This is a genomic window from Arthrobacter sp. BF1 (assembly GCF_056680215.1).
In genome coordinates this window covers 1,170,692-1,189,679 of record NZ_CM155271.1, presented here as the reverse complement: position 1 = coordinate 1,189,679, position 18,988 = coordinate 1,170,692, and the positions used below count along the sequence as shown (strand labels likewise).

Here is an 18,988-nt window from a genome sequence, read left to right as displayed (position 1 = left end):
GCGACAGGCTCATTCGGCTAGGAGACGCGCCTCACCAAAGTTCATAGCCCGTGGCGCTGATCACGAACCCGTGTCCGGTGCGCACGTGGGCGCACACCATGGCTGCCGGCTCCCGCGAACACACCATGTTGCCGATCCGCACCGTTTGGCCGTCCTCAATCCACGGCCCCGGGAACGCCGGCCCGGCCACGGACTCCGCTTCCATCGGCGAGACGCCGTCCCCGCAGAGGCCGTACTGCGCCCCGCCGTCCAGCGTGACCACCGCGTAGCCGCCGAAGTACTCGCTCAGCCCCCTGCACTGGCCCTTGACGTCGGCGGGCCTTGGCGCCACCTCGTTGAGCAAGTGGCACGCGGCGGCGTCGGCCCCGATGGAACACTGCATGTCCTTGCCCACCGACTGCACCACCACCGGCAGCGTGGCCCGCCAGGGCTTGACGTTCACCTTGGGCAGGAGTTCCTCCGCCCGGTTCAGCGCGAGGCCGGACGCCGGGCCGGCGGGAGCGGGGGCGGCAGGACCCTGAGCAGCCGACGACGACGGCGGGGCTGGCGCCGCCGGTGCGGGCGCCGTCGTCGGGAGTTCAGCGGGTTGCGGAGCCTCGAGCGGGCCGGTCACCACCAGAGCACCGACGGCCGGTGCCCGGCCTTCCGGGACCGTGACGCTGCAGCCGGGGGCGAGCAGCAGCACGGCTGCCGCAAGGGCGAGGCGGGCGGGGAGCGGGGCAGTTTGCATAAGGGTTCCAGTCCAACAGAATGGGTCCGTTCTGTCGCTGGGCAGAAGTCCCCATCAGGGCTCATCCGGCGCTTTTTCCACAGCTCCGCCGTAAAATTGGATTGTCCGCAATCAGTGGTTGGAGGCAGAAAAATGACTACCGCATCCCCACATGCACACGGCATTCATTTCGGGCGCGCAGACGTCCAGAATGCGGGCATGGGTGTAGGTATCCTCATGTTGGTAGTGGGTGTCCTGGGCTTTGTCCCCGGCATCACCACCCGGTACAGCGAATTGATGTTCCTTGGGCCTGATTCCCACGCCATGTTCCTCGGCGCGTTCCAGGTGTCCATGCTGCTCAATATTGTGCAGTTGGCCATCGGTGCCACAGGCTGGGCGATGTCCCGGAGCGAACACGGTGCGCGCAATTTCCTTATGGGCGCCGGTGCGCTGTACATCATCCTCAGCATTTTCGGTCTGAGTGTCGGTGTCGGGTCGGCGGCCAATTTCCTGTCGCTGAACATGACGGACAACTGGACCCACCTGGTGCTGGGCGTAGCGATGATCGCTTGCGGCTGGCTGCTGTCCCGCAACAGGACCGGGGACAGGGCATAGCCCGGAAAGACAAGCCGGGACATAGGAGCCGCGCATGAGGAATGATCCGTAAATTCTGAATATTCGTCCTACTCGCCGGTGCAGTTGGCGCGGTCCCGCGAACGCTGCACCGGCTTCTTTGTGCCCGGAAATTCATACCCGGGCCGCCGAGCCCACCGGAACGGCCCGGGCCTGGAGAAAGTCCAACTGAGGGAGCGGCCTTTTGTTGTCCGGCCCCTCCTGCGGCTGCCCGGGCCGCGCCGCTGGAACAATGGGCCCATGAGCGCCGTCATCCTGGGCTGGGACCCTGCCCGCTGGAACCATTGGAACTACTCGGCTGTTGTTGAACAGGTTGGCGTTTCAGGGCTCCACCTGGAGCCTTGGGGCGTGACCCGGGGTGTTGCCGCCGGCAGTGATGCGTGGTTGCTTCTCCGGGGGGTGCACGGTCCCGGCCTTCTCGGCCATGGCATCGTCCTTTCGGGCCAGCAGGAGTCCGCAGACCAGGACGCCACGAAGATCACTGTGCAGGTGGCGTTCGATGCGCTCCTGCCCTTGGGCGACCACGTGCCTGCAGAGATTCTCAGCAAGGCAGTGCCTGGCGTCACGTGGGACAGCACTGACGTCGAGGGCCTGGAGGTCGCCCCCGGTAATGCGGCGGCCATCCGCAGTCTGTGGGCCGAACTCGGACCGGGCCAGGGACCCGACCCCACCGAGCCAGCACCCGGCACTTACCCTGCGAGCGCCGTCGCCCACGTTGCCGTGAACCGGTACGAACGGGACCCCTCAGCGCGGCGGGCCTGCATCGCGCACCGCGGCACTACCTGCGCGGCCTGCGGGTTCTCTTTCCAAGTGGCCTACGGCGAAATCGGCGCGGACTTCATCCACGTCCACCTCACGGTGCCCGTGGCGCAGCTAGGCAACGACTACCAGCTGGACCCGCTCACCGATCTGGTGCCGCTCTGCGCCAATTGCCATGCCATGGCCCACTACGGGGTGACCACCGCGAGGACTGAAGTGGAACTCCGCCGTGCCATCGCCAACGCCGGATACCTGGCGGGAGCAGTGGTGACCCCCGCGGATCTGGAGGCACAGCGGGTGGCCCGGGAAATCCTTGGCCCGGATTAACCGATTAACGCTGATTAAAGCCAGCGACGCCGGGAACCCCCAAGGCTCCCGGCGTCGATGCTGATTATTGATTTATTGATGGAGATGGTTACCGGCGGGTCTCGTCGATGCCGTCAGTTTCGATGCGTTCCTTGCGGACTTCCTCGTTCACGGTGACGTCCTCCGTCACGGTGTCCTTGTCCAGGCGTACACGCTCCACCGGGACGGTCTCCTTGTCCACCACCGGGCGCTCCTCGTGCAGAACAACTTCGTGCTCTTCATCGCTGAGATCCGGGCCGGACAACGCCGCGCCACGGTTCTGCTCCGTGATGGGTTCACGCTCCAGGCGGACTTCCTCGCGCTGCACCGGAACCGTCTTGGTGACGTTTTCGGTGGTGACGTACTTGCGCAACCGGACGCGTCCGGTGGCTTCCTTCTCGGTGCCCACCTTGAGGCGTTCCTCGGAGCGCGTCATGGCGTCATCCGTGGTGGGGCCTGAAGTGTCATGGCCCACTGCTCCCACAGTGGTGCCCGTGCCGGTCCGGGCGCCCAGGCCCGCACCGGTACCCGCGTTCAGATCGGAATCGCCGCGGTGGTCCGTGTCCCGGAGATCCGAGTCGTCGCGGACTTCGGAGTAGCTCCGGGCGCCCCTTTCGTAGTGGGTGTACAGACGGTCCTCCTCCTCGGGTTCGAGGTGTCCGTCTGTGTCCACCCGCGGGGCGTCCTTGACGTGGTCCTTGGTGTAGGGCACCACCAAATCTTCGCCGTCCACCCGGGCCTCCTCGACCGGGACAAAGGACTGGGACGTACCGAACAGCCCGGTCTTAACCGTCACCCATGTGGGCTCGCCGGTGTCGTCGTCGGCGTAGAGCTGGCCGATCGAACCGATCTTGCTGCCGTCCGAGCCGACGACGTTTCCGCCCTTGGTGAGCAGGTTTTCAATGTTTTCCCTGTTCTGCATGAGGTCTCCTACATGTGTTGGGGATTGGGGCTTGCATTGGCCCACGGTTCCGGTGGCTCCCGCTTCCGGATCGCTTGGCGTTCGCCCCGTCTGCTTGAGGCCCAGCTACAGCTGCCCCACTACCGTAAGCATGCTTATCAATTAAAGCAAAGGGTACTTAGCAATTTTCTTGAGCATTTCTTTCCCGAGTTCACCCAAGCTTTCCCTCCCCGTCACGCCCCCTCCCCCGCATCGTCAGGCGGCGGGAGCACCTTGGAGGCGTGAGGATCGCAATTGTTGCCGAATCATTCCTGCCATTGATGAACGGGGTGACCCACTCCATCCTGCGGGTGCTGGAGCACCTGGAGGGCCAGGGTCACGACGTGCTGGTCATTGCCCCGTCAACCCACGCGGTGGCCGATGCCATGGCCGAGTTTGTTGGGCCTGCCGAGGTGGTTTACGGCGCGAAGGTGCACCGGGTCCCGGCGGTTCCGTTGGCGGGTTATACGAACGTCAGAGTGGCGATGGGCGGTGTGTATCGGGTCAAGCGAATCCTTGCCGACTACGCTCCGGACGTCGTCCACCTCGCTTCGCCGTTTATCCTCGGCTGGCGGGCAGTGCAGGCCGCGCATCAGTTGCGGATCCCCACCATAGCCATCTACCAGACCGAGGTGCCCAGCTACGCGGCCCGGTATGGCGTGCCGTTCCTGGAGAACTGGGCGTGGAACCGGGTGGAGAACATCCACCTGCTGGCCACCCGGACCCTCGTGCCTTCCACGTTCGCGCTGAACCAGTTGCGCGGCCGCGGAATCCCGCGGGTGGGCATGTGGCGGCGCGGGGTGGATACCGCTCGGTTTTCGCCGGAAAAGCGCGACGCCGGGTGGCGGGCTGCCGTGGCGCCAGGGGGTGAGCGGATCATCGGTTACGTCGGCCGGCTGGCCGTCGAAAAGCAGGTGGAGGACCTCGCCGCGCTCGCCGGTGTCCCGAACTCCAAGCTGGTGATTGTAGGCGACGGTCCGCAGCGGGCGGCCTTGCAGGCAGCACTGCCGGACGCCCATTTCACGGGGTTCCTCGGCGGCGAGGACCTCTCGAAGGCGGTGGCGTCGTTCGATCTCTTTGTCCATCCCGGCGAGTTTGAGACCTTCTGCCAGACCATCCAGGAGGCCATGGCCTCGGGTGTTCCCGTGGTGGCCACCGGGCGCGGCGGGCCCCTGGACCTGGTGGAAAACTCCCGCACCGGCTGGTTGTACCAGCCCGGGGACCTGACAGGTTTCCGCGCCCACGTGATGGACCTGATGGGCGATGACGCCAAGCGCCGCGCGTTCGCCACAGCAGCGCACGCCTCGGTCCAGGACCGGACATGGCCCGCGCTGTGCGCCCAGCTTGAGGAGCAGTACGGCGAAGTTGTTGCAAGCCATCCGGTCATCCGGCCGGCCGCGTACAAACGAGGAGTGTCCCTGTGAAAATATCCGTGATCGGCTGCGGCTACCTTGGCGCCGTGCACGCCGCCACCCTCGCGTCCATGGGCCACACGGTGGTGGGCATCGATGTGGACGCCGCCAAGGTGGACCAGCTGGGCCGCGGCGTGGCGCCCTTCTTCGAGCCGGGCCTGGACGAACTCCTGCGCGACGGACGGACCACCGGCCGCCTGACGTTCTCCACGGACTTCGCTGCCGCCGCGGGTGCCCAGGTCCACTTCCTGTGCGTCGGTACGCCGCAGTCCAAGACGTCCGACGGCGCCGACCTCACCTTCCTGGTGGCCGCCACCGAGGCGCTGCTCCCGCACCTGGCGAGGGGCGCCGTCGTCGTCGGTAAATCAACGGTGCCCGTGGGCACGGTGGACATGCTCAGTGAAGCCCTGGCGGGGCGGCCGGACGTGCAGCTGGGCTGGAACCCGGAGTTCCTGCGCCAGGGCACCGCGGTGAAGGACACGCTGGTGCCGGACCGCCTGGTGTACGGCGTGGCGGGCGGCCGGGCCGCAGCTTTCAACCCTAAAAACGGTGCGCCGCGCGGGGTGACAGCGGCCCTGGATGCCGTCTACGAGCCCCTGCTGAACGCCGGCATTCCGCGCCTGGTGTGCAACTTCGCCACGGCGGAGCTGATCAAGTCGGCCGCCAACGCGTACCTGGCCACCAAGGTCAGCTTCATCAACGCCATCGCCGAACTGTGCGACGCGTCCGGGGCCGATGTGGCCGAACTCAGCGAGGCAATGGGCATGGACCCCCGGATCGGCAGCCGCTATCTGCATGCGGGGCTGGGCTTCGGCGGCGGGTGCCTGCCCAAGGACATCCGCAGCCTCAGCAGCCAGGCCGCCGCGCTGGGGGTTGACGCGGTCAACGACTGGATGGGTGTGGTGGACGCAATCAACGTCCGCCAGCGGACCCGGACCGTGGACCTCTCCGCCGAGCTCTGCGGCGGGGCCCTTTCCGGGCGCGCCATCACCATCCTCGGCGCCGCCTTCAAACCGGAAACGGATGACATCCGTGACTCCCCCGCGTTGGACGTCGCCGTCAGGCTCGCAGCTGCCGGCGCGCACGTGACCGTGACGGACCCGAAAGCCGTGAACCACGCGTGGCTGCGCTTCCCGCAGCTGCGGTTTGAGGCCTCCACGTCCCGGGCGCTGGAAGGCGCCGAGCTGGTGCTGCTGCTCACCGAGTGGGATGAGTACCGGCGTCTGTCCCCCGCCGTTGCGGGCGGACTCGTCCGACGCCGGGTGGTGCTGGACGCGCGGAACGTCCTGGATGCTGCCGCCTGGCAGGCGGCGGGGTGGGCGGTCCGCGGGCTGGGCACGAACTCCGGCAGTTTGCTGCAGGATGTCAGAAGCGCGGATTTCCGGGCAGGAGTTTTCTGAAGGGGCGCAAAATCGGGCATTTTCGTCCCGTGATCCGCGCAGGCACTTTATGATGTGCGTGGGGGTGGTTGCGCATGGGGGGAACCAGGCGGCAGAACAAGGTTTTAGCGGCACCGACTTTTGGCGCGCTCCTTGATGCCAGTCCGGACGCGCTCCTGGCACTGGACCCTGACGGCATCATCAGGCTCGCGAACACAGCATCCACCAAATTGTTTGGATACACGCGCGACGAGTTGCTGGGCAGCGACCACTCGCGGCTCCTCTCCGAACCGTTCCGAACCGAAACCCGCCAGCTGCTGGAAGGCCTGAAGGCAGGCCCCCGCCAGCCCGCGCCGCCGCGCGAGGTGCGCATGCTTCACGGGGACGGCACGGACTTCGCCGCCGAAATGGCCGGCTCGCTGATCGACGACGGCGGCCCGCAGCTGCTGCTGCTCTCTTTCCGCGGCACCTCCCATCGGAAGCCGGCAGACGCGGAGCTGCGCGAAGCGATGTCCCTGCTGACGGCCACGCTGGAGTCCACGGCTGACGGGATCCTCGTCATCAGCGCCGAGGGCAAGATTGCCGGGCTCAACGACCAGTTCCTCACGATGTGGGGCATACCGCCCGAATACATGGAGGCCGGTTCAGACGAGCCGGCCATGCAGTTAATCCTCGCCCAGGTGAAGGATCCGGAGGACTTCCTGGCCCGGGTGTCTGAACTGACACAGGACCCGACCGCGGAAAGCCACGATGTGGTGGATTTCCTGGACGGACGCACCTTCGAACGGTATTCGCGGCCGCAGCGGGTGGGCACCAAGGTAGTAGGCCGGGTCTGGAGCTTCCGGGACGTGACACCGCGCCGGCAGGCCCAGGAACTTGCCCAGCAAGCCCAGGAGCAGGCGCAGCGGGCCCTCCGGGAGCTCGCCTCCCAAGCGGAGCAGCTGCGGGCCATGGCGTACACGGACCCGCTGACCGGCCTGGCAAACAGGGCGGTATTCAACGAGGAACTCTTCTCCGCGCTGAAGGAGCCGCGGCTCAAGTCCGTGGATGTATTCCTGATTGACCTGGACGATTTCAAAGAGGTCAACGACATTCTTGGCCACCACGCGGGCGACGTGATGCTGGTGGAAGTTGCCCGCCGGCTGCGGGGCTGCGTCCCCACCGCGGATGTGGTGGCCAGGCTGGGCGGTGACGAGTTTGTGGTCCTCCTGACGGCTTGCCCCAATGCGGAAGCCATCGCCGAGTGCATTGTCCGTTGCCTGCATGTGCCGTTCTCCATCGAGGGCACCATGCTGCGCCCCAGCTTGAGCCTCGGGCTCGCCTCAATGGGCAGATACGCCCGGGGCGCTTCGGAGCTGCTGCGCGAGGCCGATATCGCCATGTATGCGGCCAAGGCGGCGGGCAAGAACCGGTTCCTTCGCTTCCACCCGGACATGATGACCGCCCTGGTCAAGCGGACCGACCTGGAAGCCGGCCTTCAGCTGTCCGTGGCCCGCGGCGAGATTTCCGTGGAATTCCAGCCCATCGTGTCACCGCGGATGGGCCGCGTGGTCAAGTTTGAGGCACTGGCACGCTGGGACCGCGGGAACCAGCGTGTCCCGCCCGGACTTTTCATTCCCCTGGCCGAACGCAGCGGCCTCATCAACGAACTCGGCGGCGAAGTGATGGCGCAAAGCCTGAAGCATCTCGCATCGTGGCAGTGCGAGGACCCGTCGCGGTCGCTGTCCATGAACGTCTCCGGCGTCCAGCTGCAGGAAACCGACTTCGCCGAAAGTGTCCTGCGGCTTGCCGGAAAATTTGGCGTGGAGGCCTACCAGCTGGTGCTTGAGGTCACCGAGAGTGTGTTCTTCGACGCCGACTGCAACGTAATCAAACAGCTGAGCCGGCTCCGGGCGGCCGGGGCGCGGGTGGCGTTGGACGATTTCGGCACCGGTTATTCATCGCTGGGACGGCTGCAGGAGCTGCCGGTGGACATCATCAAAATCGACAAGACCTTTGTCTCCATGGTGCGCACCGGCAACGAACGCCTGCCCATCCTCAGCTCCATGATCAACATGGCGCACAGCCTTGGGCTGACCGTCACGGCCGAGGGCATCGAAACCGAGGAGCAGGCGAACTACCTCATCGGGCTGGAATGCGATTCGCTGCAGGGCTATCTGTTCTCGCACCCGGAGCCGGCCGCCAACTTCGAGCAGGCGCTGAATAATGCAGGACAGGCGCTCGACGCATTGTCGAGCCGCTCCGGCCTCTTCGGCTAAGCAGCCGTCTTACGCTGCTTGGGCTCGGTCCGCTGCTTGGCGGGCTGTTGAGTGGCCGGCCGCTGCTGGACCGGCTGCGGAGCGGCGGACTGCCGCGGAGTCTCAGGGGCGGCCTGCTCGGGCGCTTCGGGGGCGGCGGCCTGCGGGTCCTGCCCCAGTTCTCTTTCGGGAACCTCGTCCGGCGCCACTTCCTGGTCAGCCGGTTCGGTTTCGGCAACCACGTCCGGCGCCAGTTCGTCGTCGGCCCATTCATACTCGGCCAATTCATAATCAGCCAATTCGTCCTGCGCGTACTGGCGGTTGCGGCGCCAGCGTCGGATCAGGTCTCCGGCGGCGATGGCACCCGCCAGTGGGGTCAGGACTGCCGCGCCGTAGACGAACAGCATCCAGGTCAGGGTGGCCATGGGCGGCTGATTGTTGTGCAGGAGGGAGAGACCGCCGAACATGGCGATGGTCCAGAACAGCACCACGACCGTCAGCACAGCTGCCGCCGGAAAATACTGGTTGCTCACGATTTTTTTCAGGGTTTCCACGCACTTCCTCCTGCCTGGCCGGGGCGCAGCGCAAGGCCGCATAGAGACAAGTATGAGCCTGCCGGGCCGTGGAATCGCGCAACACGCAGGCAGTGGTGATGAACATAACTTGACCAACCGCCCGTTGACGCCCTTCCCCAATGGCGGGCTGCAGAATACCGTGGACTTGTCCGGCGCGTCAGCCGGCCCGCACTGCAGTCAGAGCCCTTGGAGGTCCTTATGCGTAAAGTCACGTCTGGCCTGTTCCACTCCGTTGACGGCGTCGTGTCAGACCCGAATCTTTGGCAGTTCGACAGCTTCGATGACGATCTGGGCAAGGGCCTGAATGGCGTGATGGAGCGTGTGGATACCGTGGTGTTGGGACGTGTGAGCTACCAGGAGTGGGCAGGCTACTGGCCCACCGCATCCGTGGACAACGAGTTCGCCCGCTTCATCAACCCGATTGAGAAGTTTGTGGCCTCCCGGACCCTCAAGGAGCCGCTGGAGTGGCAGAACTCGCACCTGATCGAGGGACCATTGGAGGACTTCGTGACCGGCCTGAAAGAGCGCGACGGCGGTGAGATCGCCGTCATGGGCAGCATTTCCCTGGTGCGCCAACTCCTCTTCGCCGGGCTGCTGGATGAGCTGACCCTCATGACCCACCCGGTGGTGGCAGGCAGCGGCCGGCGCCTGTTCGAAGCCGGAGACCCCACCACCCGGCTCAGCCTGACGGACCAGTACCGCACCGCCAAAGGCAACGTCGTCAGCACCTACAGCCTGCTCGGCGAGTAGCGCGCCAGGCCCCGCCTGCCAGACCTTAGGTACCGACCCAACTAGGTAGCAGTAACTGTCGTTTTGAGGGCTGAAAACGACAGTTACTGCTACCTACATGGGATTTTGAACGGGCACTGCCAGAGACTCAGCGCGCGACGAGCGCCTCACTGGCCTCCCACAAACCCTGCGCCAGTTCGGCGTCGTAGGCCTGGGCGTTGGCTTTGGCGAGGGCCCGTTTGGCGTAGTAGGCGCCGGAGACCCAGTCGGTGCCGGCGCTGCCGTTGATGAGCCAGAGAAGTGTGTCGGCACCCTGGTCCGGGGTGAGCATAAAGCGGTTGAGGAGCGTCTTGTAGGCGTGCCGCATGGGGCTGGTGGAGTCCGCCGCGAAGTTGGTGCGGACCACGCCCGGGTGGAACGCCGCCGTCGTAATTCCCTGCTCACCGAAACGGCGGTGCAGCTCGCTGGTGAAGAGGATGTTGGCCAGTTTGGCAGTGCCGTAGGCGCGGTTGGTGGAGTAGCTGTGCTCGGCATTGAGGTCGAAGAGGTCGATTTTGCCGAAGTTGTTGGCGCCGCTAGAGGTGTTGATGACCTTCGCTTTGCTGGCGGTCAGGACGTCCATGAGCTCGGTGGTCAGCAGGAACGGCGCCAGGTGGTTGATCTGGAACGTGGATTCGTTGCCGTCCACGGTGAGCTGGTGCTTGCCCATGATGCCGCCGGCGTTGTTGGCCAGGACGTCGATCCGTTCGTAGTCGTCCCGCAGCTGCGCGGCGAGCGTGCGCACCTGGTCCAGTTCGGCGAAGTCACTTACAAAGTAGTCGGCATTGAGCTCCTTGGCGAGCGCGCTTGTCTTCGCCTCGGAACGCCCGACGACGACCACCCGGTCCCCTGCCGCGGCAAGTGTCCGTGCGGCTGCCGCGCCGATGCCGTCGCTGGCGCCGGTGATCACGATGGTGCGAGGAGTCAAGGGGTGTCCTTTGGTCGAGGGGCGGTGCGCTCGGGTGGCACACGCTGCCTCTGGCACAACGACGGCGGAGCGGCCGGTGTTCCCCGGGGGCCCGGCACCCGGCCAGCCAACCCCGCCGGCCACCAGGCTGATCCCGCCCTGTACCCGCCGCCCCCGCGGGCATATCCTGCACTCAGATCCTCCATAAATTCTCATCGGAAGAGGACAACCATGGAAATGCCCAAGGCCTCAAACGAAGACAAGGAGCGGTTCCGTGCCGTGGTGCCGGGTCATCCGGACGTCACCATCAAACCGATGTTCGGCAACCTCGGCGCCTTCGTCAACGGCAACATGTTCGCCGGACTCTTCGGCCCCACCATCGGTGTCAAGCTTGCCGAGGCCGACAAACGGGAGCTTGAGGACACCGAGCGGACCGTCCCGTTCGGCCCGCCGGAGCGGCCGATGGGCGGCTACACCGGGCTTCCGGAAGTGTGGAACGCCGAAGGTGACGGCGACGACGCCCGGGCACGGGCCTGGGCGGAGAAGGCCTACGCCCACGTCTCGGCGCTCCCGCCGAAGGCACCCAAAGCTGCAGCGCCGAAGGCCACGGCTCCCAAGGCCACGGAGAAGTAGCCGTGTCCGATCAGGCAGGCACACACCGCGAGGTGGACACGCTGGTGATCGGGGCCGGCCAAGCCGGCCTGGTGATGAGTTACTGGCTCACGCACGGCGGCGCGGAGCATGTGCTGCTGGAGCGGCGCCGCACGCTGGGCGGCGCCTGGCTGGATCGGTGGGATTCGTTTTACCTGAACACGCCCAACTTCGCCCTCAGCCTTCCAGGCTTGCCCTACGAGGGGCACGACCCGGACGGTTTCATTCCCCGGGACGCCGCCGTCGAGTTTTTCCGGAACTATGCGGAAAGGATTGCCGCGCCCGTCCAGCCGGAAACTGAGGTCACGCGGGTCGCCCGGGACGGGGCCCGCCTTACCGTGGAGACCAATCAGGGCACATGGTCTGCCCGGAATGTGGTGTTGGCAAACGGCGCCTTCCAGGAGCCCCGTGTTCCCGCGGCCGCCCGGAAGATCCCGCAGCACGTCCTTCAGTTACACAGCCATGGCTACCGCAGCCCGGAGCAACTGCCCGCCGGCGCCGTCTTGGTGGTGGGGACAGGCCAGTCGGGCGGGCAGATCACCGAGGACCTGCTGGACGCCGGCCGCGAGGTGCACCTCTCGGTCGCGATGTGCCCCGAAGCCCCGCGGCGATACCGTGGCCGGGATGTTTTCCATTGGATCCTGCAGGTCAACCTGCACGGCCCGGAGTATGGCATCAACGGCCTGATGGTGGACCACCTGCCTTCGCCCGCCGCGCGGTTCGCCTGCAACCCGCTGCTCTCCGGGAACGACGGCGGGCACAGCATCCACCTGAGGGATCTGGGGCGCCGGGGCGTGCAGCTCCACGGGCATCTGGAGACGGCCGACGACGGCAACCTTCTCTTCACCGATGACCTGCCCGGCCGCCTGGCGATGGTGGAGGCCGGATTCGGGCAACGGCTCAAGCTGATGGCGGACGCCTACATCGCCGCGGCCGGCATCAACGCGCCTGAGCCCGACGCTCCGACGCAGGACGACTGGCTCCCCGAAACGCAGAGCTCACGCCTCAATCTGGATGCCGAGAACATCACATCGATCATCTGGGCCACCGGGTACGGGCTGGACAACAGCATTGTGGACATGCCTGTGCTGGATGAATGGAATTATCCGCGCCACACACGTGGCGTCACCGAAGTGCCCGGGCTGTACGCCGTTGGCCTGCCCTGGCTCACCCGGCATGTTTCGGCCGCTCTTCCCGGGGTGGGCCCGGACGCTGAATTCATTGCGGAACACATCGCCGGCGGCCGCGGCTAGGACTGCGTCTGAGCCTGGAGAGCTTCCACCACGGCGTGGACCAGCTCTTCAGGTGTCCGCGAAATATCCAGTCGCATGCTTCCGCCCGCCAGTTCCTCCACGCTCAGCGGTTCCAGGGTGGCAAGCTGGCTGGGCAGGAGCGTCGGCGGCATGAAGTGACCCTCCCTCCCCTGCATGCGTTCGCTGATCAGGCGGGCGTCGCCGTCGAGGTGCACAAGGACCACTCGGCCCCGAGCAGCGGACAGCAGGTCGCGGTAGGTCTGTTTGAGGGCGGAGCAGGTCAGGACTGTGCTCTTTCCGGCGGCGGCCTGGGCGCTCATCCAATCCTGAATTTCCTGGAGCCAAGGCCACCGGTCCTCGTCCTGCAGCGGGATTCCTTGGCTCATTCTGTCGATGTTGGCCTGGGGATGGAATTCGTCTGCCTCCGCACAATCCCAGCCAAGCTGCTCGGACAGGGCGGCGGCGATGGTGGATTTGCCGGTTCCGGAAACTCCCATGACCACCAGGTGCGTGGGGGGATTCTGCATGTCGGCCTCCGAATGTGCTGTGCGGCGATAAGGTATCACCATTAGATGGATAAGATACTACCTTCTGCTGATACCAGTCTTTACCTTTATTGCGCGCCGGGTTCTCTGACTGCGCCAGACCATGATCGGGACAGAAATGCACAACGCGGGGAAGCACCACCTCAAAGAAGCGGACGACGGCGGCGCCAACCTCGCGCCCGCTGGCCGCGTCTTGGAGGCGGTTGGGGTTGCCATCGCTTCCGGGAGCCTTCCGCCGGGAAGCCGGCTCACCCTGGAGGGCATCCAGCAGGAACATGGCGTGTCCCGGACGGTTGCCCGGGACACCATGAAAGTGCTTGAGTCCATGAACATGGTCTATTCGCGGCGCCGCGTAGGCATCGTGGTCCAGGAGCGCAGGCTGTGGAACGTCTTTGACCCGCAGCTTGTCCGGTGGCGACTCGCTTCGGGCAGGCGCGAGGTCCAGTACGGCAGCCTCACCGAGCTGCGCATCGCCGTCGAGCCCATTGCCGCCGCGGGGGCCGCCCGCCGAGCAAGCGCCGCCGAGCGTGCACGGCTGGTGGAGCTGGCTGCAGAGCTGCGGCGCCTCGGCGAGGCCGGCGACCTCGACGCCTTCCTGGCCGCCGACATCGAGTTCCACTGCCTCCTGCTGCGCAGTTGCGGCAACGAGATGTTTATGGCGCTGGAAGGGATGGTGGCCGAGGTCCTCACCAGCCGCACCCAGCAGGGTCTCATGCCGTTCAAGCCCGAGGACGAAGTTTTGAAGGCCCACGAGGACGTGGCCATGGCCGTTGCCGGCGGGGATACCGCCCGCGCCGAAACAGCCATGCACCATATTTTGGAGGAGGTTCGCACCGCAATGGGCCTGCACTAAACCGCCCCGGCGGCGGAGCTGGGCGCAGCCTCTTCCCGGACCCCGATTTCCTGAGTAGCCTGCAATTAGGGGCTCATGTAAGGGGCCCATTAGTGCAGGGCAGAAGTATCTGGAAGGTGAAAGATGGCCATCACCGGACAATCGCGCATAGGGACCGAAGCCCCTGAGGTAGTACCGCGGCGCAAAGGCAGCATTGTGGTCAAGTGGATTACCACCACCGACCACAAGACCATCGGGTACATGTATCTGATCACAGCGTTTGTGTTTTTCTGCCTGGCCGGCGTCATGGCGCTCCTGATCCGCGCGGAGCTCTTCCAGCCGGGCATGCAGATCCTGCAGACCAAAGAGCAGTACAACCAGCTGTTCACCATGCACGGCATCGCAATGCTGCTGATGTTCGCGACCCCATTGTTTGCCGGGTTTGCGAATTTCGTCATGCCGCTACAGATCGGCGCCCCCGACGTCGCTTTCCCGAGGCTCAACGCACTGGCCTTCTGGTTCTTCCTTTTCGGTTCCACCATTGCAATGTCCGGCTTCATCACGCCCCAGGGAGCGGCGTCATTCGGCTGGTTCGCCTACGCGCCGCTGAACAACACCACGTTCAGCCCGGGCGTCGGCGGTGACTTGTGGATCTTCGGCCTGATTCTGTCCGGTTTCGGCACCATTCTTGGTGCCGTCAATTTCATCACCACCATCATCTGCATGCGGGCCCCCGGCCTGACCATGTGGCGGATGCCCATCTTCACCTGGAACACGCTGATCACGTCCATCCTGGTGATCATGGCCTTCCCGCCGCTGGCTGCGGCGCTGTTCGCTGTGGGAGCGGACCGACGGTTCGGCGCACATATTTACGATCCCGAAAACGGCGGTCCCGTCCTATACCAGCATTTGTTCTGGTTCTTCGGCCACCCAGAGGTCTACATCATTGCACTGCCGTTCTTCGGCATCGTTTCGGAGATCTTCCCGGTGTTCAGCCGCAAGCCGATCTTCGGGTACAAGGGCCTGGTGTATGCCACCATCTCCATTGCCGCGTTGTCCATGACGGTGTGGGCGCACCACATGTATGTCACCGGTTCAGTGCTGCTGCCGTTCTTCGCGTTCATGACCATGCTGATTGCCGTGCCCACCGGGGTCAAATTCTTCAACTGGATCGGCACCATGTGGCGAGGGTCCCTGACCTTCGAAACGCCCATGCTGTGGAGCATCGGCTTCCTGGTCACGTTCCTCTTCGGCGGGCTGACCGGCATCATCCTTGCCTCGCCGCCGCTGGACTTCCACGTTTCGGACACCTATTTTGTGGTGGCCCACTTCCACTACGTGGTGTTCGGTACCGTGGTCTTCGCAATGTTCGCGGGGTTCTATTTCTGGTGGCCCAAGTTCACGGGTTCCATGCTCAATGAACGCTTGGGCAAGATCCACTTCTGGATGCTGTTCGTGGGCTTCCACGGAACGTTCCTCATCCAGCACTGGCTCGGCGTGATGGGCATGCCCCGGCGGTATGCGGACTATCTGGTGGAGGACAACTTCACGTGGATGAACCAGTTCTCCACGATTTCCTCCATGCTTCTGGGCGCCTCGCTGATTCCGTTCCTCTGGAACGTTTACATCACGGCGCGCAGATCCGAGAAGGTGGAAGTGGATGACCCGTGGGGCTTTGGCGCCTCCCTGGAGTGGGCCACGTCCTGCCCGCCGCCACGCCACAACTTCACGTCACTGCCCCGCATCCGTTCAGAGCGCCCGGCGCTTGACCTGCACCACCCGGAGCTCCGCATCCGTGAACACGACACAACGCACAGTCCCGCAGCCGCCGTGCTCGGCGCTGCCGATATTGGCGACAGGGACGTCCGGAACCCGGACCCCGACGAGTAGCTGGCGATTTATCCCTGCCGCCCCATAGCGCGGACCTCGAGAAGAAACTTCACGCCGCCGTCGGTAAGTATTGCTCGGCCCCAACGCTCCACTTTGGGCGCCAGCAGGTCCAGGCATTTGAAAGTCCAGCGCACTGTGTAGTTGATCTCGACTGCCCAGTCCCGAGGGATGGGGTGCCCGGACCGGGTGACAAAACCGGCCGCCTGCAGCGCCTGCATAATCACTTCCGGCCGCTCTCCCGACGGGGGTGCGATGCCGCTGAGGTGCCACTCCGCGTAGAGTCCGGTGACCAGCCTGACGGCGTCGTGCTCCGGCCGGCCAACGGATTCCACGAGGTGTCTCCACAGCTCCGCAGGCCGTTCCAGGCCACGTTTGCCGAGAGGTGTGAGCAGTAGCCTGCCCTTGTACTTCCGCAGCAGCTTCCAATCCATGAGATGCTCGCGGAGCTCGCGAACGGGCACCGCATTGGCTTCCCGGTTTCCCTTGCCCATGATGGGATCGCTCCAACCGAGCTCCTCCATGGCGCGCTGGACCGTGGCGGGCTTCAAGTAGCCGTCCTTGGTGAGCTCCAGGCCGTCGGGCGATGCGTTTTCCATCAACCAACGGACCGGGCGCAGAACGCGTCGCGTTCCTCGTCGCTGAGTGGCTGCGGCCACCACTGCAGGCTGAGAAGCCGGAGTCTGCGGTTGACGGCATGGATATCGAAGGCCGCGGGATCGAAGTTGGCGCCGAACTCGCCTGCCATCCTGTATATCCAGAACTTCACTTCCTGGTGTTCCGGATGCTGGGGGTCCGCGACGATCTGCAGCAGCCTCGCGTAGCCGTGGGGGCCGCCGGAGTCTTCAAGGGGACCCCGGCTGGCACCGTCGACGCACATCAGCTCGCCAGCTCCGAGTTCCGCCGGGCCAAGCAGCTCCACGCGGTGGCTCCAGCTGTCGCCGAAGTCGTATTCGTATTCAAATGCGGTTCCCGGCGTCCGGGCGTCCAGCAGCTGGGAAAGTACGACGCCGGACGCGGGCTCCGCGTCTAGATCTTCCGTTGCGTCGTCGGGGCCAATGACCGTGCGCAGCTTTCCAGCGGGGTCCATGCACCGAACCGCGTAGAGGTGAGCGTTTTCCCACCCGAATGCGGCCTACACGGCAAGGTGAAACTCGGGAACCGACAGTGTGGTGGGCACCTGCAACCTTCGCCAAATCAGCGGTTTGGTGTCTTCGATGCTGATCCGGAGGTCATGGGCGGCAACAGTTGCGGGTTCGGGCATGCAGGCCATTGTGCCAGAGCCGCCACAGCGTTGAGATCACGCTGGGGTTAACAAAAAAGCAGGGCCGGTCAGAAGACCGGCCCTGCTTTGAAATATGAAACCCTAAGGCCCCAGAATCTCTAAAGAATTAGAGGGACTGGATGTTTACGGCCTGGGGACCCTTGGGGCCCTGCTCGGTTTCGAAGGAGACCTTCTGGTTCTCTTCGAGTGAGCGGAAGCCGGAGGAAGCGATCGCAGAGTAGTGTGCGAAAACGTCCTGTGAGGAGTCATCGGGGGAAATGAAGCCGAAGCCCTTTTCAGCGTTAAACCATTTGACGGTACCAGTAGCCATTATTTTTGTCCTTCGTGAAGGTAGAGGAAAAGTCCCGACTTTCGGGTCCTCCGGTGTGGGGTGTTCAAAACCGCTACTTCAGAAGAACGCGGACTTTCGACCGCGCGTACTGCCTGAACTACCAACTGCATAAACACAACAACAGGATCAACAGTACAGGAGTTTTCGGGCGTTATTTACCAACAGCAACCAAACGCGGCCCGGGCCGGGCAGCTGAGGCTGCAGTCGCCCCGATAAACCGGTGGTTGAGCCGGCCCAAAGCCAGGCGTAGCGTTCTTTCATGGGACCGATTCGGGCCATTCTTCTGCCGGGGGCCGGCCTCCCCGCTCACGCCGCGTACGCCGAACTCATCACAGCCCTCGGGGCAGAGGTCGATGCGGTCGCCAAAGATCTCGAGCTCTACGCCGAGGACGAGTTGCCAGTGGACTGGAGCTTGGACACAGAGATCGACGGAGTGCTCCGCGAAGCCGACGCCCTTGGATGGGAGCGGTTTCACTTGGCGGGCTATTCAGCCGGTGGCACGGTGGCGCTGGCCTTCGCGGCAAAACACCCCGGCAGGCTGCTCAGCCTGTCGCTGCTAGAGCCCGCCTGGGCCGGCAAATGGGACTGGAGCCATGCTTATGCGGAGCTCCGGAAGCAGTACGAGCAGCTGGAGAAACTCCCGCCGGAGCAGTTCCTGCCAACCTTCGCGAGGCTGGGAGTTAAGCCCGACGTCGTCATCCCGCCGCCGCCGGATCCCTTGCCTTCGTGGATGGTCAATCGGCCGGCCGGCATCAAGGCGTTTCTGCGTGCCTTCAAAACCTATGACCTGGAGAGGGGGCGCTTGGCCGCTTTCAGCCGGCCCGTCTTCTTCGCCCTCGGCGGCCACAGCAATCCCGACGACTTCGGCGACATCGCCACCAGGCTGTCGCGGGTCTTCTTCCCGGACTACCACCTCGAAGTGTTCCCGAGATGCCACCATTTTGACCCGCCACACCGGATCGAACCGGAGCGGTTGGCCGAGATGCTGAGGCGGCACTGGGGTCAGGCCGAGGGCTCCGGCAGTTGAGCCTGCCGAAACCCAGCTTTTGTTGCTCCGCTTGCTACGGAGGCAGTCATGACAACCATTCCACACCGCGAGTTGCGCAATCAGAGCAGCAAGATTCTGGAGCGCGTCAAAAATGGCGAGACCATCGAGGTGACAAACAACGGCGAAGTAGCTGCCACGCTCATCCCACCCTCGGTGTCTCCTTTTGAACGGCTTTTGCTGGCTGGCCAGGTCCGGCCAGCCGTCACCGGGCCCATCGATTTCCTGTCTTTGCCTCGTATCAGGTCCGAGGCGAGCACCGCCGAGATCATGGCTGACCTGCGTGGAGACCGGTGATCATTTCCCTGGACACGTCGGCAGTCCTCAAACTCGTGGTGGAGGAAGAGGAATCCGTCAGCGCAGCCGAGTATCTCTCCGCCGCCACAGCCCAAGGCCATCATTTAGTGGCTTCAATGCTGCTGTTCGCAGCGCCGATGCCATTCACCTGGCCGCCGCCATCCGTCTGCAGTCCGACTTGATGGTGGCTTACCACGC

The 18,988-nt window shown here is 64.8% G+C and carries 20 protein-coding genes and 1 pseudogene; 13 read left to right on the top strand and 8 right to left on the bottom strand.

The genetic code is table 11. The features are described from left to right. Nucleotides 1-31 precede the first annotated feature (31 nt). Nucleotides 32-730, bottom strand: coding sequence for a hypothetical protein (locus AC1MCD_RS05715; RefSeq protein WP_498676671.1), 699 nt, complete (start codon nucleotides 728-730; stop codon nucleotides 32-34). 132 nt (nucleotides 731-862) lie between these two features. Here AC1MCD_RS05715 and AC1MCD_RS05710 point away from each other — a divergent pair, with 132 nt between their 5' ends. Next, entirely contained in the window at nucleotides 863-1,324 is a 462-nt protein-coding gene (locus AC1MCD_RS05710) for a DUF4383 domain-containing protein (protein WP_498676668.1), read from the top strand. A 258-nt stretch (nucleotides 1,325-1,582) separates the two neighbouring features. Continuing rightward, nucleotides 1,583-2,428 carry an HNH endonuclease gene (locus AC1MCD_RS05705; protein ID WP_498676665.1) on the top strand — a complete coding sequence of 282 codons (846 nt, stop codon included), beginning with the start codon at nucleotides 1,583-1,585 and terminating at the stop codon, nucleotides 2,426-2,428. Nucleotides 2,429-2,516: 88 nt separating this feature from the next. Here the strand turns inward: AC1MCD_RS05705 and AC1MCD_RS05700 are convergent, their stop codons facing one another. Beyond that, the gene (locus AC1MCD_RS05700) at nucleotides 2,517-3,368 is read right to left on the bottom strand and encodes a DUF2382 domain-containing protein (protein ID WP_498676664.1); all 852 of its coding nucleotides are present in this window, start codon (nucleotides 3,366-3,368) and stop codon (nucleotides 2,517-2,519) included. A 260-nt stretch (nucleotides 3,369-3,628) separates the two neighbouring features. Here AC1MCD_RS05700 and AC1MCD_RS05695 point away from each other — a divergent pair, with 260 nt between their 5' ends. From AC1MCD_RS05695 to AC1MCD_RS05685, 3 genes are all read left to right on the top strand, one after another. Beyond that, complete coding sequence (locus AC1MCD_RS05695; RefSeq protein WP_498676662.1) at nucleotides 3,629-4,810, top strand: glycosyltransferase family 4 protein; 1,182 nt, start codon at nucleotides 3,629-3,631, stop codon at nucleotides 4,808-4,810. Continuing rightward, nucleotides 4,807-6,198, top strand: coding sequence for a UDP-glucose dehydrogenase family protein (locus AC1MCD_RS05690; protein ID WP_498676661.1), 1,392 nt, complete (start codon nucleotides 4,807-4,809; stop codon nucleotides 6,196-6,198). Before AC1MCD_RS05695 ends, AC1MCD_RS05690 begins: the two co-directional genes overlap by 4 nt. A 74-nt stretch (nucleotides 6,199-6,272) precedes the next feature. After that, nucleotides 6,273-8,435 (top strand): EAL domain-containing protein, encoded by a 2,163-nt coding sequence (locus AC1MCD_RS05685; protein WP_498676659.1) that lies wholly within the window; start codon nucleotides 6,273-6,275, stop codon nucleotides 8,433-8,435. On the opposite strand, the gene AC1MCD_RS05680 is transcribed toward AC1MCD_RS05685, so the two are convergent. Further along, nucleotides 8,432-8,968: a hypothetical protein gene (locus AC1MCD_RS05680; RefSeq protein WP_498676658.1), complete on the bottom strand. Its 537-nt coding sequence runs from the start codon at nucleotides 8,966-8,968 to the stop codon at nucleotides 8,432-8,434. The genes AC1MCD_RS05685 and AC1MCD_RS05680 overlap by 4 nt on opposite strands. A 219-nt stretch (nucleotides 8,969-9,187) precedes the next feature. Here AC1MCD_RS05680 and AC1MCD_RS05675 point away from each other — a divergent pair, with 219 nt between their 5' ends. After that, entirely contained in the window at nucleotides 9,188-9,739 is a 552-nt protein-coding gene (locus AC1MCD_RS05675; RefSeq protein ID WP_498676657.1) for a dihydrofolate reductase family protein, read from the top strand. 127 nt (nucleotides 9,740-9,866) lie between these two features. Here AC1MCD_RS05675 and AC1MCD_RS05670 read toward each other — a convergent pair whose 3' ends face one another. Then, nucleotides 9,867-10,685, bottom strand: a complete 819-nt coding sequence (locus AC1MCD_RS05670; protein ID WP_498676655.1) for an SDR family NAD(P)-dependent oxidoreductase — start codon at nucleotides 10,683-10,685, stop codon at nucleotides 9,867-9,869. Between the two features lie 210 nt (nucleotides 10,686-10,895). Here AC1MCD_RS05670 and AC1MCD_RS05665 point away from each other — a divergent pair, with 210 nt between their 5' ends. Continuing rightward, nucleotides 10,896-11,297 carry a TfoX/Sxy family protein gene (locus tag AC1MCD_RS05665; protein ID WP_498676653.1) on the top strand — a complete coding sequence of 134 codons (402 nt, stop codon included), beginning with the start codon at nucleotides 10,896-10,898 and terminating at the stop codon, nucleotides 11,295-11,297. Between the two features lie 2 nt (nucleotides 11,298-11,299). Further along, on the top strand, nucleotides 11,300-12,568 hold the full coding sequence (locus AC1MCD_RS05660) for a flavin-containing monooxygenase (RefSeq protein WP_498676651.1): 1,269 nt from the start codon (nucleotides 11,300-11,302) through the stop codon (nucleotides 12,566-12,568). Here AC1MCD_RS05660 and AC1MCD_RS05655 read toward each other — a convergent pair. Next, complete coding sequence (locus AC1MCD_RS05655; RefSeq protein WP_498676650.1) at nucleotides 12,565-13,095, bottom strand: gluconokinase; 531 nt, start codon at nucleotides 13,093-13,095, stop codon at nucleotides 12,565-12,567. The two genes, AC1MCD_RS05660 and AC1MCD_RS05655, sit on opposite strands and share 4 nt — an antisense overlap. Before the next feature lie 121 nt (nucleotides 13,096-13,216). Between AC1MCD_RS05655 and AC1MCD_RS05650 the strand changes: the two genes are divergently transcribed. Together AC1MCD_RS05650 and ctaD are read left to right on the top strand one after the other, a co-directional pair. After that, entirely contained in the window at nucleotides 13,217-13,966 is a 750-nt protein-coding gene (locus tag AC1MCD_RS05650; RefSeq protein ID WP_498676648.1) for a FadR/GntR family transcriptional regulator, read from the top strand. Nucleotides 13,967-14,089: 123 nt separating this feature from the next. After that, complete coding sequence (gene ctaD, locus AC1MCD_RS05645) at nucleotides 14,090-15,835, top strand: aa3-type cytochrome oxidase subunit I (protein WP_498676645.1); 1,746 nt, start codon at nucleotides 14,090-14,092, stop codon at nucleotides 15,833-15,835. An 8-nt stretch (nucleotides 15,836-15,843) separates the two neighbouring features. Here ctaD and AC1MCD_RS05640 read toward each other — a convergent pair whose 3' ends face one another. The 3 genes and pseudogenes from AC1MCD_RS05640 to AC1MCD_RS05630 form a co-directional block, all read right to left on the bottom strand. After that, complete coding sequence (locus AC1MCD_RS05640; RefSeq protein ID WP_498676643.1) at nucleotides 15,844-16,431, bottom strand: hypothetical protein; 588 nt, start codon at nucleotides 16,429-16,431, stop codon at nucleotides 15,844-15,846. After that, nucleotides 16,431-17,096: pseudogene (locus AC1MCD_RS05635) on the bottom strand (plasmid pRiA4b ORF-3 family protein). Before AC1MCD_RS05635 ends, AC1MCD_RS05640 begins: the two are co-directional and overlap by 1 nt. A gap of 127 nt (nucleotides 17,097-17,223) precedes the next feature. Beyond that, the gene (locus AC1MCD_RS05630) at nucleotides 17,224-17,427 is read right to left on the bottom strand and encodes a cold-shock protein (RefSeq protein ID WP_066274236.1); all 204 of its coding nucleotides are present in this window, start codon (nucleotides 17,425-17,427) and stop codon (nucleotides 17,224-17,226) included. A 280-nt stretch (nucleotides 17,428-17,707) separates the two neighbouring features. Between AC1MCD_RS05630 and AC1MCD_RS05625 the strand changes: the two genes are divergently transcribed. The 3 genes from AC1MCD_RS05625 to AC1MCD_RS05615 are packed head-to-tail and all read left to right on the top strand — an operon-like array spanning nucleotide 17,708 to nucleotide 18,972. Beyond that, a complete protein-coding gene (locus AC1MCD_RS05625; RefSeq protein WP_498676640.1) occupies nucleotides 17,708-18,475 on the top strand; it encodes an alpha/beta fold hydrolase in 768 nt (255 codons plus the stop codon). A gap of 48 nt (nucleotides 18,476-18,523) precedes the next feature. Next, nucleotides 18,524-18,790, top strand: a complete 267-nt coding sequence (locus AC1MCD_RS05620; RefSeq protein ID WP_498676639.1) for a type II toxin-antitoxin system Phd/YefM family antitoxin — start codon at nucleotides 18,524-18,526, stop codon at nucleotides 18,788-18,790. Further along, on the top strand, nucleotides 18,787-18,972 hold the full coding sequence (locus AC1MCD_RS05615; protein WP_498676637.1) for a hypothetical protein: 186 nt from the start codon (nucleotides 18,787-18,789) through the stop codon (nucleotides 18,970-18,972). The genes AC1MCD_RS05620 and AC1MCD_RS05615 overlap by 4 nt, the downstream gene beginning before the upstream one ends. Nucleotides 18,973-18,988 lie beyond the last annotated feature (16 nt).

Coding starts and splice junctions, on each gene's coding strand:
- AC1MCD_RS05715 (WP_498676671.1), bottom strand. CDS start 730: ATGCAAACTGCCCCGCTCCCCGCCCGCCTCGCCCTTGCGGCAGCCGTG.
- AC1MCD_RS05710 (WP_498676668.1), top strand. CDS start 863: ATGACTACCGCATCCCCACATGCACACGGCATTCATTTCGGGCGCGCA.
- AC1MCD_RS05705 (WP_498676665.1), top strand. CDS start 1,583: ATGAGCGCCGTCATCCTGGGCTGGGACCCTGCCCGCTGGAACCATTGG.
- AC1MCD_RS05700 (WP_498676664.1), bottom strand. CDS start 3,368: ATGCAGAACAGGGAAAACATTGAAAACCTGCTCACCAAGGGCGGAAAC.
- AC1MCD_RS05685 (WP_498676659.1), top strand. CDS start 6,273: ATGGGGGGAACCAGGCGGCAGAACAAGGTTTTAGCGGCACCGACTTTT.
- AC1MCD_RS05675 (WP_498676657.1), top strand. CDS start 9,188: ATGCGTAAAGTCACGTCTGGCCTGTTCCACTCCGTTGACGGCGTCGTG.
- AC1MCD_RS05665 (WP_498676653.1), top strand. CDS start 10,896: ATGGAAATGCCCAAGGCCTCAAACGAAGACAAGGAGCGGTTCCGTGCC.
- AC1MCD_RS05655 (WP_498676650.1), bottom strand. CDS start 13,095: ATGCAGAATCCCCCCACGCACCTGGTGGTCATGGGAGTTTCCGGAACC.
- AC1MCD_RS05650 (WP_498676648.1), top strand. CDS start 13,217: ATGATCGGGACAGAAATGCACAACGCGGGGAAGCACCACCTCAAAGAA.
- ctaD (WP_498676645.1), top strand. CDS start 14,090: ATGGCCATCACCGGACAATCGCGCATAGGGACCGAAGCCCCTGAGGTA.
- AC1MCD_RS05640 (WP_498676643.1), bottom strand. CDS start 16,431: ATGGAAAACGCATCGCCCGACGGCCTGGAGCTCACCAAGGACGGCTAC.
- AC1MCD_RS05630 (WP_066274236.1), bottom strand. CDS start 17,427: ATGGCTACTGGTACCGTCAAATGGTTTAACGCTGAAAAGGGCTTCGGC.
- AC1MCD_RS05625 (WP_498676640.1), top strand. CDS start 17,708: ATGGGACCGATTCGGGCCATTCTTCTGCCGGGGGCCGGCCTCCCCGCT.
- AC1MCD_RS05620 (WP_498676639.1), top strand. CDS start 18,524: ATGACAACCATTCCACACCGCGAGTTGCGCAATCAGAGCAGCAAGATT.